Raw genomic sequence first — 12424 nt, forward strand, 5'->3', positions numbered from 1 at the left:
GGCTCGCCAGATTTTTTTGGCAAATGTTCGAATTTTCCATACCCCGCTAGGACCTCTGACTTATGACTTGTTTTTAAAGTTAGAAAGTTTAGGAACTGCGACGCCTTTGAAGTTATTTCTCTAACTACTCTAGATTGTTGTTTCAGCATCTCGGACTGTAGAAAAGACCTATTTCTGAAAAGCTATTAGAAGCCGTTTTATTTATGTGATGTGACTGTCTGTGTGCGTCAGCCCCGGTCTTATAAGCCTTTTACTATTTTTTTTAGCATTGTCGCTCGAAGTTCAATGATTGGCTGTGCGATCGTTTTGACAAAGCGGCTCGACAGTAAGAATGTAACGACAATTGAAACAATGGCGAATACCGTGATGCTTTCTATTTCTGTAAGCCAGCTTTCAAGTTCGCTGTCTCTGAACGATTGAATGATAAAACCGTGCAATAAATAAACGTAAAAAGTTCTTGTGCCCCATTCAGTGAAAAATTGACGCTTTTTCGGTATTAACGAGAAAAATCCGAACGTCGTAATCAAAGTAAGAAAATAAAATCCGAGCCGCACCAGCCCTGAAAAGATATCCGTTTCGCCAAAAGCTGAATAAGGCATGGAACCGAACAGCCACTCATACTCAAAAGGCAAATAGAAATACGTCACAAATGTAAGCAACAGAGCACTTGCCCCTAAAGATCTTGCAGGCAGCTTCGTCATCATGGCAAAATGTTCTTTCTTTAAATAAAAACCTATTAAAAAAATAGGAAAAAAGACTAGTGTACGTGACAAGCTCAAATAGTTGCTGATGAAATCAAAATATCCAGCTGCAATACCGATAAAGAACGAAAGTCCTAAAGCGACCAATTTATTCAATTTAGAAAACGGGATCAGCATGACGTTCCAGAAAAACAAACTTATTAAAAACCAGAGGGACCAGTGCGGATTCAAAGGATCAATTGAATGGAGCAGATTGTCGCCTTTAATCAAAACATAATAAACTGTATAGATGCCATGAAAAATGAAATATGGCAAAATGAGTTTTTTGGCTATTTTTTTAACGTATCCCTGTTTGTTAAACCCTTTGGCAAAAAAGCCGGAAATTAAAATGAACGCAGGCATATGAAACGTGTAAATAAATTTGTATATGTTCATCATAATGTAATTGTCTTCAATCATCGATCGAATAAAATGGCCGAACACGACAAGAAGAATTAATATAAACTTGGCGTTATCAAAGTAGCTGTTCCTCTCATTCATGTTATCACCTTCAAAAAAAGTTTCGATTTAAAATATAAGACAAATTCAACATTTTGTAAACAGTCGTACTGAAAGGTACATCGAATTGACTAAATTGACAGTGCATGAAGGATTCTAACGTAATTTGTAGAAAATGTAAATATATTGAGAGTGTTAAAATGAGAGGTGGGAAGTTTGAAGCAAAACATTGCAGCCATTGAAGAAGATTTGTTGGCAAAGCGTTTAAAAAAAGCGCAACAAGAAAATGAAAAATTAAAAAAATATTACGAAATTTTCGATCGATCAGTAGATGCTATGGTGCTTTTAGATCATCACGGCAAGTTTTTTCAAGTAAATCAGTCAGCATGCCGCCTTTTTGAAATGGAAAAAGAAGTCATACTAGAGAAGTCGATAGATGATTTTGTAGCAGCTCTGCCAGGAAACGAATTTATAAAAATTTTTTCTGATCATGAAAAACAGCAATATGCGGAACTCATGTTAAAACTGGAAAACGGCCGAATCAAATATGTTGAATACAGCATCATTGAGAACATTTACGGCACATACAATCTTGCTATTTTTCGGGATGTTTCTTCGAAAAAAATTCTTGAACAGGAACGATCGATCAATGAACAGCTGTTTCCAGATTTATTTGACCGTGCTGTTGACGGCATTGTCATTTTTGATTACGAAGGATTTATTATAGATGCCAATCAATCATTTTGTACAAGCTTTTGCATTCCGAGTGATGAACTCAAAAACTATAAATTTTCAGATTTTATCGAAGATGAGAAAATGAAAAAATATTTTTATGAAGTATTGTTTGAAAAAGGAAAAATGAAAGGAGAAATGCCTGTCCGATTAAAAGACGGAACGCGAAAAATTTTTGAATTTACGACCACGTCAAACATTTTACACGGATTTTACATGTCGATATTGCGCGATATTACAGAGAAGAGGCTTATGGAACAGCAAATTTTGAAGAGTGAAGAAAGGTTTAGAGAAATTTTTGAAAATGCTCTTGATGCCATCCTTATTTGGGATCATTTTGGAAATATTATACGCGCGAATCAATGGGCTTGCCGCATATTTGAACTCCCCTTTGATGAACTGTTGAAAAGCAATTTAATGCGATTTATCAATGCAAATGATCCAAAGTTTTTGCAGGTGAAAGATGAATATTTAAAATCCGGTGCCATCCGGGAAGAATTAATGTTTTACATGCCGAACGGACAAAAGAAGCAGCTCGAATTCACATCAAAATACAACCCGAAGGAAAAAACCCATATGACCATATTGCGAAATATCAGCGACCGGAAACGAATGGAAAAAGAATTGCGTGAAAGTGAACAAAAATTCCGGAATGTGTTTAACGGAGCGATGGACGGCATTCTTCTGTTTAATGATGATTGGTTGATTGTTGATGCCAATCCTGCTGCAATGCAAATTTTAGGATTAACACAAGACCAAATTGGACGTGATTGCATATTCCGATTTTTTCCCATTCATTTTAAAAGTGATTGGAAAATGGATGGGTTGACGAAAGAATTTGCGATTACGGTGAAAAATAAGCAGGAAAGAATTCTCGAATGTTCATTTAAACGCCACATTATTGAAAATATGAATTTAGTTATATTTCGCGATATCACTGAAAGAAAAGAAATCGAAGAGCGGCTGAGAAAATCGGACACTCTCAATATTGTTGGGGAATTGGCAGCCGGAATAGCCCATGAAATCCGCAATCCAATGACAGCGTTAAAAGGATTTATCCAGCTGCTGCAAGGAAGCATAAAAGAAGATTATTCCATGTATTTCAATGTCATTACTTCTGAGCTGAAGCGAATTGAATCAATCATTGATGAATTTCTTATTTTGGCGAAGCCTCAAGCTGTTCGATTTGAACAAAAAAATATTGTGAAAATCATGAAAGATACGATAGAATTATTAAATGCACAGGCTATTTTAGTAAATGTGCAAATTCATTTAGACTACGGGGAAGTGCCGGAAATATTTTGCGAACCCAATCAATTAAAACAAGTTTTTATTAACATATTAAAAAATGCAATCGAAGTGATGCCAAATGGAGGCAATATTTATGTTTCGATCACAAAAGAAGATGATCACCGGGTTCAAATTTCCATTCAAGATGAAGGGCCAGGCATTCCAAAAAATAAACTGAAGCGGCTTGGGGAGCCGTTTTATACAACGAAAGAGCGGGGAACAGGCCTAGGTCTTATGGTAAGCTACAAAATAATTAAAGAGCACAATGGGAAAATTGATGTCAAAAGCAAAGTAGGGTATGGAACGACATTTTATATTTCGCTCCCTATCAATGGTCAAGAAGGTGTGTAGGATGTACTTTTTGCATACAATGAACAGCCCTATTGGTACGATCGGGATTATAGAGGAAAAAAATCGAATTGTCTCTTTGTTGATGGATGAGCAGGAGCTTACAGAGCTTCTGGCATCTTCAAAAGTTGTGGAACATAAAACGGATCTATTGGAAGAGGCAGCGAAACAGCTTAAGGAATATTTTCAAAGGAGACGAAAAATATTTTCCCTTCCCATTTTTCCAAAAGGCACTTCATTTCAGCAAAAAGTATGGAAAGAGTTGATGAACATTCCATACGGTGAAGCTAGAAGCTATCAATATGTTGCAGATGGGATCGGAAATCCGAAAGCTGTTCGGGCAGTTGGACAAGCCAATAAAGCGAATCCTATCCCGATCATAATTCCTTGCCATCGGGTGATTGGCAAAAACGGAGCGCTTGTAGGCTATGCAGGCAATCAAACGGATAAAAAAGCTTTTTTGCTGCAATTAGAGCAGTGCAAAAATTGGGCATCATAGAACCTTTCAAAATGAAAAACTCTGCGATGCCTGCGCAGAGTTTTTAAAAAATTTGCTGTTTTTACGATGTAAATGCTGTGCCGGCATTTAAAAAAGCTTGGACGAATCACTCAACAGCTGTATATGTGTAAAATCTTTCCTCTATAAAAATCATCCCGGTTTTTCTTTTTTATTCTTGTTTAAATTGCAATAGTCTCGTTTTTAAGTCTTTCTCGAGCTGCATTAGTTCTTGCTCAGCCTGCTGCCTTTTTAGACGTCCTTCCTGTTGGATCCTGAGCGTTTCTTCGATTGTTGAAATTAGGTCGTCCTGTGTTTTTTTCAACGTTTCAATATCGACGATGCCTCGTTCATTTTCCTTGGCTGTTTCAATTGTGTTTGCTTTCAGCATTTCTGCATTTTTCAAAAGCAGCTCGTTCGTCGTTTTCGTCACTTGCTTTTGGGCCTCCAGTGCTCCTTTTTGCCGATATAAGGTGAGAGCGATCGCAATTTGGTTTTTCCATAAAGGAATAGACGTCAAAATGGAGGATTGGATTTTTTCCGCTAATGTTTGATTCATATTTTGAATCATCCGGATTTGCGGAGCCGTTTGGATTGTAATTTGCCTAGATAGCTTTAAATCATGGATCCGTTTTTCCAACCGATCAGCAAATTGAAGCATGTCGTTTACTTCTTGAACCGCCATTTGATCTCCAGTTGTTTCCGCTTTTTTTTGCAATTCCGGTATTACTTTTGTATGGAGCTCCTCCAATTTTAATTCACCAGCAGCGATGTAAATGTTTAGCGCGTGAAAGTATTCCTTATTATGCTCATATAAACGATCGAGCAATTGAATATCGGACAACAGCGCTTTTTTTGAATTTTCCAGCCGGACTGTAATGCGTTCGATTTGTGCCCCGATTTTTTGGTATTTGGATAAAATTTCATTGATTGAACTAGATATTTTCTTGAAAAGACGAGAGAAGAAGTTTCGTTTTTCCGGTTTTAATTCTTCCGGGTTTACTTGTTCGAGTTTGCTCATCAGCTCTTTTAAAATATCGCCTATAGGCCCGATATCCTTTTTTTGAACATAGTTCAGCATTTCGTGGGAAAAACTGGAGAGCTTTTGCTGAGCGGAAGCCCCAAATTGGACGATCGAATGCCGGTTTTTGTAATCAATTTGAGCTGCCAGCTGTGCAGCCTTTGCTTTATGCTCCTGTGAGAGCATGTCGATAAATTTTTTCGGCTGTTCTTCTTCGCCGACTGCTAAAGGTGATGCGGGCTTATCTTCTTTTTCTCCAAATGGGTCCTTTAATAGATCATCTAATAGATCCAACTCTTTCTTTTCTTCCAACGTAATCACCTATCTTTCCATTTCGTTGTTTGTTTTTTCGCAACATTTAATTCAAATTGAAGATGTTCGATATCATTCGATAAAACGGTGATTAAATCTTTCTCCAATGATTCGCAAATTTGATTCAACATCTGTTTCGTTTCTTCCAATGATGATTTAACGTTCTGATCGCGGATCGGCTGGGCGGAAAGAAACGTATACTTTTCTGCAAGCTCCACGCAAGAATCTAAATGATAGAAAAAGAATGATTCGCCTTGATAGAAGCGTTTCGGCTCCTTTTCAACGACATGATATATACGTTTGGAAAGCCTGATTGCTTCGACTAGCTGCTGAATCGTTCCGAGCGATCGGGCTCTAAATAAGGTGCGCTGCAGTCGGGCAATTTTTTGTCTTGCTTCTTTTAAATTTTCCTGTACATATTTGTATTCACTGGCTGTCAATCCGTTTTGCTTCAGCCAATTTCTTTTTTGCAGCCATTTGGTGATATAATAGACGATAATACCGCCTGCAACAGCATACAAAGACGATTGAATGAAAGCTTGGTCAAATCCTAAAAACAAGGCAAACCAAAGAACAGACATCGAACAAACAGCAATAAAACTTCTTATGAAAAACAAGAATATCGATTTCATGATCCTACCCCTGTCAGCATTGTTTAATAAATTTACGAACAAACGGAAAGCAAGGTTTCGCTTTTTACTACAATTTTACTACAATTTAGAGAAAAAGTAGAATGATTTGTGAATCGGAATGGAACGAAACGTTTTTTCAAACGTAATAAAGTACAAAAATAAATAATGGAGGGAAATCCATGATTATTACAACAACCAATTCTTTGCAAGGAAAGGAAATTGAAGAATACTTGGGGATTGTCAGCGGTACAACCATTCTTGGGGCAAACATTGTCCGCGATTTTTTGGCAGGCATTACGGATATTGTCGGCGGCAGGAGCGGCGCATATGAAAGCAAGCTTTCAGAAGGAAGGGAAGTAGCTATTGAAGAAATGACAGCGAAAGCTAAAAATCTGGGAGCCAATGCTGTGATTGGAGTGGATCTTGACTTTGAAACATTACGAGATGGGATGATGATGGTTGTAGCAACTGGAACAGCTGTAAAAATCCGATAAAATTGCGCTGTTTTTTAGGCTTGTCGTTGTGATGATAGAAATAAGCGCAGCTTTTCTTAATGAAAGGAAAGAAATTTCCGACAATATTTTAAATAGAAAACAAGCATCTTATCATTGCTCAAATATTGTCCTCCGACCTATAAAACGGCAGCGGTTATTGAGGCAATAAGCTTTGGTCTGCTGTCAGCAAGTAAAAAAGAAGTCGAATTTTTTCTTTTAAAAAGGCTTTTGGATAAGCTTTTTATGACTGTATGAATGTTTTGACAATCCTCCTTACGTAAATATTAAAGAGGATTGTCAAATACTTGTGTAAAAATATTGTCTAAATTTGCGAATCTATTTACAAAAATAGTAGAATCTGTAATAATAACCGAGTGCGTGTCTTTAGACCGCGAGATTTGGAAGGAGGATATGAGAAATGGCAACGGAAGAAGAGCTGCGCAAAGAAAAGCTGTTCATAGAAATCATAATAAAAAGGCAAAAAATGATTGAAATGGCTCAAATAAACGGTATGAACAGCAAAGAGACGATTGAGCTGAGCCAAGAACTGGACAAGCTTTTAAACAAATACCAGCAAATGGTAAGCAGCGATGAGAAAAATCAATCGATTTTCCACCCTATGAAATGGACATTAACAAATCCTTTTGTTGCAACGGTTGAAAAATAAAGAAAACTCATACTTGACAAGCTTAAAAAAGTTCAGTCAGCACAATCATAAATAAAATTCCGAAAATAAAAGAATATGTCGAAGTCAATTCATGACCATCGCCGTGGCTTTCCGGAATCAATTCTTTATAAATGATAAAAAGCATTGCTCCTGCAGCAAAAGCAAGACCGTAAGAAACTAAAGATTCAACAAATGTTGTTAAATAAAACCCTATTAGAGATGTGACAATCTCGATCGCTCCTGTCAACGTTGCAATGAAAAAGGCTTTGATGCGGGAAATGTTCTGATTGATTAAAAAAAGCGCAACTAATAAGCCTTCTGGTGCATTTTGCAGCCCGATTGCAAGAGCAATTAGATGACCTAAATCTTGTTTCTCTGAGGCATAACTTACTCCGACAGATAGACCCTCCGGGAGATTATGTAAGGTGATCGCCGAGATAATGAGCAATGCTTTTTCGTCAAATTGTATTCCTTCTTTCGTATGCTCCAGTTCAATGTGAGGAATATTTTTCTCTAAAATTGTTAATATAAGCACTCCAAGTATTAATCCGATGCACATTTTCATTATATTTCCGTTTGCTAATGCTTCAGGTATCAACCCCCTCATGGAAGCAGCCATCATAATTCCAGCGCTGAATGCTAATAATAAATCTCTTCCTCTATGTTTAATCGTTTTTTGCAAAAAAAGAATCGGGACAGCCCCTAAACCTGTAGACATTGCTGATAAAAAACTCCCAATATATACGTCGTACATAAAATCGTACCCCTTTTCAGAAAAAATAAATTTTGATAATAATGTTTTATAATAGATTTGTTATTTTATCAATAGAAGGAGATTTTATATGAAAGAAGCGCTCTTGTTTATTGTAGAACTGATTAATGATTTTCATGATAATATTATCCATTTGGTAGAAATGGCTGGTTTTCAATTAACAGATAAACAGCTGCATTTTTGGATCATCGGCATTTTCGGCATGGTTATCTTTTTCATTACACATGTGGTATTTAAATATATAGCAAAATTCGGCATTTTATGTATATCGTTTATTTATACAATGACCGTACTAGTTGTCATAGTGTTTGCCATTGAGATTCAACAAAAAATAACGAATAGAGGAAATATGGAATTTGAAGATATTGTGCAAGGACTATGGGGATTTCTCGCTCTGTTCTTCGCTTTTTTGAGCATTTATATCGTTTATAAAGGTGCAGTAAAAATAATGGGAAAAACACGTTCTCAAAAAGGAAGAAAAGGAAAAAGCGGAAGCCGCATGTCAAGATATCATTCATCATAAGAAAATGATTGGGTACGACTCAGTATTTTTTAGCCCCGATCCTCTAATCGGTTTTTGATTCAAAAATAGATAAAAGAAGGTAGAAACCGTCGCTTTCATCGGTTTCTACCAATCCTGCATCAAATGCATCATCAAGCATTTTTAGATGCGGCTTACATTAGAACAAGAAGGCTGTTTTTCGCCTAGTTACGAATCACATCGAGCTTCAGCTTTTATTTGATAGCGGCAGCTTTATCGTCACGGTTGTGCCGACATTCAATTTGCTTTCAATCTCAATGGTGCCGTCATACATATCGACAATGCGTTTGCATATTGCCAGTCCAAGTCCGGTGCCGCTGTCTTTCATCGTAAAAAATGGATCAAAAATTTTTTCCATCATTTTTTCAGGAATCCCTTTCCCTGTATCGATCACTTTGATAACTGCAAGATTTGCTTCTTTTTTGACAATCAATTCTAATGATCCGTTCATGTCCATTGCTTCTAAAGCATTTTTCGTTAAATTTAACAGAACTTGCTTAATATGGTCTTTTGTACAATAAATTCGAATAGGATTATGCCGATCCATATGAACTTGAAAATTTGTTCGATGGAGATTGATTTCCGATTTAATGATCGGCATGACTTCGTCGATAATCTGATTTAAGTCGTACAGTTTGTGTTTATGAGCGGTTGGTTTTCCGAGAACGAGAAATTCGCTCACAATTTCATTGATTCGGTCGATCTCTTTTTCTATGACGGAAAAATAATGCTGATCTTCTTCTGACTGATATTTTTTCTTTAACAGTTGAATAAAACCGCTAATTCCAGTTAAAGGATTTCGGATTTCATGCGCTGTGCTGGCAGCGAGAGTACCGACCAGTTCAAGCTTTTGCGCTTTAATTTTTTCTTCTTCCAATCTTGCTTTACGTTTCAGCAAATAATATTGGATCAACAAAAAAATAATATTAAAAAAAATGTATACAATGGCGGCATAAGTTAAAACAACTTGAGAGATTTCCAACGGCTTGACCGGAGCGACCGACGCTTTCAGCACCCATGGAAGCTGGGTAATATCAGTTTGAACAGATTTTTCGGAAGCGTCCTTTTCTTTTTCGCCTGCACTGAAAAGAAAGTTGTTCTTCGTGTCACTCACCACGATATATAAATCTGGGCTCAGTACGTTCATAATATTTTGTATATAGTTTATGCTTAATGTGGCGTATAAAACGCCATTTACATCCTTTTGCTGATTTACAATCGGGGTGCAGATCGTGATAAGCTTTTTATCGTGAACTTCTGAAATAGCAGTCTTTTTTGTTGCGAGCGCAGATTGAAAACATTTTTCCGAAGAGATGTCATGATGTAATGGAACGGGTTGAGTGCCGATTTTTATTGTCCCGTCTGCATTTGCGATATAAAGGCCGGTAAAGCGGGGTTCTTGTTGTAGGGTTTCTTTTAGAGCTCTTTGAATTTGGTTTGGATTATTTTCTTGATCTATGAATAACGCCATTGTTTCCATTCTCGTTTTTGTTTCCGAGATTAAGCGGTCAATTTGACTTTGATGAATGTCTAGCATATATACGGCTTCTTTTTCATGTTTCGAAAAGAGAATATTTTTTTGTTTTTCCCATATGATAAACGAAATCAGAAAAGTGGGCAGGATTACGATCAAAATGTAAAGCAAAACCTTATGGCGATGTGTTAAGTCCAGCATTTCTTTAAACTCCTTCTTTTTCATCAACCTTTTTATTATAGCATGATCTTTTGAAAGAAGATCGGGTTAAAAAAAGTTTTTTTATTCTGAAATTTTCTATGCAGTGATTGACAATAATGAGAAGTTTCACTATTATAATTCAAGACATTGAAATACTAAAGGAATGATGAAAGTTGGCTAAGGAAAACAGCAGTATTGAAAAATCTCTAAAATTTTTTATCGTTCTTTCGCGTGCTTATCGCGCAATGAATGATCAAGTTAGCAAGCACATTCAATCATATGGATTAAACTTAACGGAATTTGCCGTTTTAGAGCTTTTGTATCATAAAGGAGATCAGCCACTTCAACAAATCGGCGGAAAAATTCTTTTAGCTAGCGGCAGCATTACGTATGTTATTGATAAATTAGAGCAAAAAGGGCTGTTAGTTCGAAAAGCATGCCCAAAAGACCGCCGTGTCACATATGCAGCAATAACGGAAAAGGGGAGAAAATGGATTGAAGAAATCTTTCCTTCTCATCAAGAGATGATTGATTCGATCGTGAATATTTTGACAGAAGATGAGAAGGAAACAGCGATTAATCTATTAAAAAAAGTAGGGTACCATGCGAAAGAAAAATGAAAGCGGAACCGGCTTAATTCGGCTCCGCTTTTTTATTGTTTGGAAGAATTAGAATTTCCACCCGTCTGTTTTTTTGTCTTCCTTCTGCTGTATCATTGGAAGCAACGGGTTTGTATTCGCCGTATCCTTTCGCACTGAACTTGCTTGGGTCGAGATTTTTGTTTTCTAAAATAATTTTCATCACATTTACGGCTCTCATAACACTTAAATGCCAGTTTGAATCAAAGTTTGAATTATGAATCGGTACATTGTCTGTATGTCCGCTGATAACCACGTTGCGGGCACTGCCCATGGCGAGCATTTTGGCAATGTCAGTAGCCAAAATTTCATCTTTTTTTCTCACTTTGGCGCTGCCTGAATCAAACAATATATCGTCCCGAATCGTGATTAACAAACCCTCTTCGTTTAGTGATGTTTTAATATTGTTTTTCAAGTTGTTTTCTTCAATGTATTGATTAAACCGATTTTGAACTTCCGCTAATTCCTCTTGATCGCTGTTTCCCGATTCATCATTGTCATGAGGCTCATTTTGCACTTTTCCATTTTGTTTGTTTTCTTCGATGTTTTCCATTTCTTGTTGTGGTAGAGGGCTCGGATATTCTAAAACGCTTATGCCTCCGTCAAAATTGGAATTGAAAGCTCTTGCCAAACGCTCAAATTTTTGGGCATCTATCGAACTGAGAGCAAATAGGACGATAAAGAGCGCAAGCAAAAGGGTTAAAATATCGGCATAGGGAATAAGCCAGCTTTCATCTGTATGATGGTCATTGCGGTTTTTTTTTCTACTACGCATCGGACGCAACACTTCCTTCATCAGAAATCTTTGCCCGCTCTTTTTCAGGAAGATAAAATGCCAATTTTTGCTGAATCGTCCGCGGTGCCTGTCCTTCTAAAATGGAAAGAATGCCTTCGATCATCACCTGGCGGACGAGCACCTCCTGCTGAGATTTCCGTTTCAGTTTGTTCGCAAATGGGTGCCATAAAACATATCCTGTAAAAATTCCGAGCAAAGTAGCAACGAACGCGGCGCTGATCGAATGTCCGAGCTCCTCAATATTTTCCAAATTGGCTAGTGCGGCAATCAAACCTAATACAGCTCCTAATACGCCAAGAGTCGGAGCATACGTGCCGGCCTGAGAAAAAATGGCGGCGCCTGCTTCATGCCGCTCTTCCATTGCATTGATTTCTTCTGTCATAACATCTCGGATGAACTCGGCAGACTGACCGTCCACAGCCATGCTTAAACCGGTCTTTAAAAATGGGTCATCTATTTCCTGAAGCTTAGCTTCCAGCGCCAACAATCCTTCTTTCCTTGCGATTTGCGCCCATTCAGAGAAAAGGACAATCAACTCTTGAATCGTATAAGTTTGTGTGTCTTTAAATAAGACGCGGAATAATTTCGGTACTCTTTTAATTTCATTTGTCGGAAAGGCAATAACGACCGCAGCAATCGTTCCGATGATAATAATGACGATAGCTGCCGGATTGATTAAGACGGAAAGACTGACACCTTTTAAAACCATGCCGACAATAATTGCCATAATTCCTAAAAAAATGCCGATAATTGATGTTTTGTCCATGTTCATCAAATCCTTCTTCTTTCTATATTCAATTATTATATCGAC

Annotated in this window: 13 protein-coding genes; 6 read left to right on the plus strand and 7 right to left on the minus strand. The window is 37.3% G+C overall.

Going from position 1 to position 12424, the window contains the following annotated elements; genetic code table 11:
* Window positions 1-239: 239 nt before the first annotated feature.
* Complete coding sequence (locus NSQ71_RS06975) at window positions 240-1241, minus strand: acyltransferase family protein (protein WP_066247926.1); 1002 nt, start codon at window positions 1239-1241, stop codon at window positions 240-242.
* Window positions 1242-1415: 174 nt separating this feature from the next.
* Between NSQ71_RS06975 and NSQ71_RS06980 the strand changes: the two genes are divergently transcribed.
* Together NSQ71_RS06980 and NSQ71_RS06985 are read left to right on the plus strand one after the other, a co-directional pair.
* Window positions 1416-3572, plus strand: a complete 2157-nt coding sequence (locus NSQ71_RS06980; protein ID WP_340733495.1) for a PAS domain S-box protein — start codon at window positions 1416-1418, stop codon at window positions 3570-3572.
* Window position 3573: 1 nt separating this feature from the next.
* Window positions 3574-4068, plus strand: coding sequence for a methylated-DNA--[protein]-cysteine S-methyltransferase (locus NSQ71_RS06985; RefSeq protein WP_066247930.1), 495 nt, complete (start codon window positions 3574-3576; stop codon window positions 4066-4068).
* A gap of 169 nt (window positions 4069-4237) precedes the next feature.
* Here the strand turns inward: NSQ71_RS06985 and NSQ71_RS06990 are convergent, their stop codons facing one another.
* Together NSQ71_RS06990 and NSQ71_RS06995 are read right to left on the minus strand one after the other, a co-directional pair.
* Window positions 4238-5398, minus strand: coding sequence for a toxic anion resistance protein (locus tag NSQ71_RS06990; protein WP_340733497.1), 1161 nt, complete (start codon window positions 5396-5398; stop codon window positions 4238-4240).
* Window positions 5399-5403: 5 nt separating this feature from the next.
* Window positions 5404-6030, minus strand: coding sequence for a 5-bromo-4-chloroindolyl phosphate hydrolysis family protein (locus NSQ71_RS06995; RefSeq protein ID WP_063389368.1), 627 nt, complete (start codon window positions 6028-6030; stop codon window positions 5404-5406).
* Window positions 6031-6209: 179 nt separating this feature from the next.
* On the opposite strand from NSQ71_RS06995, the gene NSQ71_RS07000 reads away from it, so the two are divergent.
* Both NSQ71_RS07000 and NSQ71_RS07005 read left to right on the plus strand, forming a co-directional pair.
* On the plus strand, window positions 6210-6524 hold the full coding sequence (locus tag NSQ71_RS07000) for a YbjQ family protein (protein WP_094245531.1): 315 nt from the start codon (window positions 6210-6212) through the stop codon (window positions 6522-6524).
* 418 nt (window positions 6525-6942) lie between these two features.
* A complete protein-coding gene (locus tag NSQ71_RS07005; RefSeq protein WP_066247934.1) occupies window positions 6943-7191 on the plus strand; it encodes an aspartyl-phosphate phosphatase Spo0E family protein in 249 nt (82 codons plus the stop codon).
* Window positions 7192-7213: 22 nt separating this feature from the next.
* Here NSQ71_RS07005 and NSQ71_RS07010 read toward each other — a convergent pair whose 3' ends face one another.
* A complete protein-coding gene (locus NSQ71_RS07010) occupies window positions 7214-7945 on the minus strand; it encodes a ZIP family metal transporter (RefSeq protein ID WP_063389365.1) in 732 nt (243 codons plus the stop codon).
* A gap of 88 nt (window positions 7946-8033) precedes the next feature.
* Here NSQ71_RS07010 and NSQ71_RS07015 point away from each other — a divergent pair, with 88 nt between their 5' ends.
* Window positions 8034-8486, plus strand: a complete 453-nt coding sequence (locus NSQ71_RS07015; RefSeq protein ID WP_094245532.1) for a hypothetical protein — start codon at window positions 8034-8036, stop codon at window positions 8484-8486.
* 205 nt (window positions 8487-8691) lie between these two features.
* Here NSQ71_RS07015 and NSQ71_RS07020 read toward each other — a convergent pair whose 3' ends face one another.
* Complete coding sequence (locus tag NSQ71_RS07020; protein ID WP_340733500.1) at window positions 8692-10179, minus strand: ATP-binding protein; 1488 nt, start codon at window positions 10177-10179, stop codon at window positions 8692-8694.
* Between the two features lie 173 nt (window positions 10180-10352).
* Between NSQ71_RS07020 and NSQ71_RS07025 the strand changes: the two genes are divergently transcribed.
* Window positions 10353-10799 carry a MarR family winged helix-turn-helix transcriptional regulator gene (locus tag NSQ71_RS07025; RefSeq protein ID WP_063389362.1) on the plus strand — a complete coding sequence of 149 codons (447 nt, stop codon included), beginning with the start codon at window positions 10353-10355 and terminating at the stop codon, window positions 10797-10799.
* 13 nt (window positions 10800-10812) lie between these two features.
* Here NSQ71_RS07025 and motB read toward each other — a convergent pair whose 3' ends face one another.
* Window positions 10813-11592, minus strand: a complete 780-nt coding sequence (gene motB / locus NSQ71_RS07030) for a flagellar motor protein MotB (protein WP_063389361.1) — start codon at window positions 11590-11592, stop codon at window positions 10813-10815.
* Entirely contained in the window at window positions 11585-12379 is a 795-nt protein-coding gene (gene motA / locus NSQ71_RS07035; RefSeq protein WP_063389457.1) for a flagellar motor stator protein MotA, read from the minus strand. Before motA ends, motB begins: the two co-directional genes overlap by 8 nt.
* Window positions 12380-12424: the final 45 nt, after the last annotated feature.

The sequence above is a fragment of the Aeribacillus sp. FSL M8-0235 genome, assembly GCF_038000355.1.
In the GTDB taxonomy this organism is placed as follows: Bacteria; Bacillota; Bacilli; order Bacillales; family Aeribacillaceae; genus Aeribacillus; species Aeribacillus composti.

Bases quoted from the DNA above. Each gene is read 5' to 3' on its own strand.
- NSQ71_RS06975 (WP_066247926.1), bottom strand. From the start codon at position 1,241: ATGAATGAGAGGAACAGCTACTTTGATAACGCCAAGTTTATATTAATT.
- NSQ71_RS06985 (WP_066247930.1), top strand. From the start codon at position 3,574: ATGTACTTTTTGCATACAATGAACAGCCCTATTGGTACGATCGGGATT.
- NSQ71_RS06995 (WP_063389368.1), bottom strand. From the start codon at position 6,030: ATGAAATCGATATTCTTGTTTTTCATAAGAAGTTTTATTGCTGTTTGT.
- NSQ71_RS07000 (WP_094245531.1), top strand. From the start codon at position 6,210: ATGATTATTACAACAACCAATTCTTTGCAAGGAAAGGAAATTGAAGAA.
- NSQ71_RS07005 (WP_066247934.1), top strand. From the start codon at position 6,943: ATGGCAACGGAAGAAGAGCTGCGCAAAGAAAAGCTGTTCATAGAAATC.
- NSQ71_RS07010 (WP_063389365.1), bottom strand. From the start codon at position 7,945: ATGTACGACGTATATATTGGGAGTTTTTTATCAGCAATGTCTACAGGT.
- NSQ71_RS07015 (WP_094245532.1), top strand. From the start codon at position 8,034: ATGAAAGAAGCGCTCTTGTTTATTGTAGAACTGATTAATGATTTTCAT.
- NSQ71_RS07020 (WP_340733500.1), bottom strand. From the start codon at position 10,179: ATGCTGGACTTAACACATCGCCATAAGGTTTTGCTTTACATTTTGATC.
- motB (WP_063389361.1), bottom strand. From the start codon at position 11,592: ATGCGTAGTAGAAAAAAAAACCGCAATGACCATCATACAGATGAAAGC.
- motA (WP_063389457.1), bottom strand. From the start codon at position 12,379: ATGGACAAAACATCAATTATCGGCATTTTTTTAGGAATTATGGCAATT.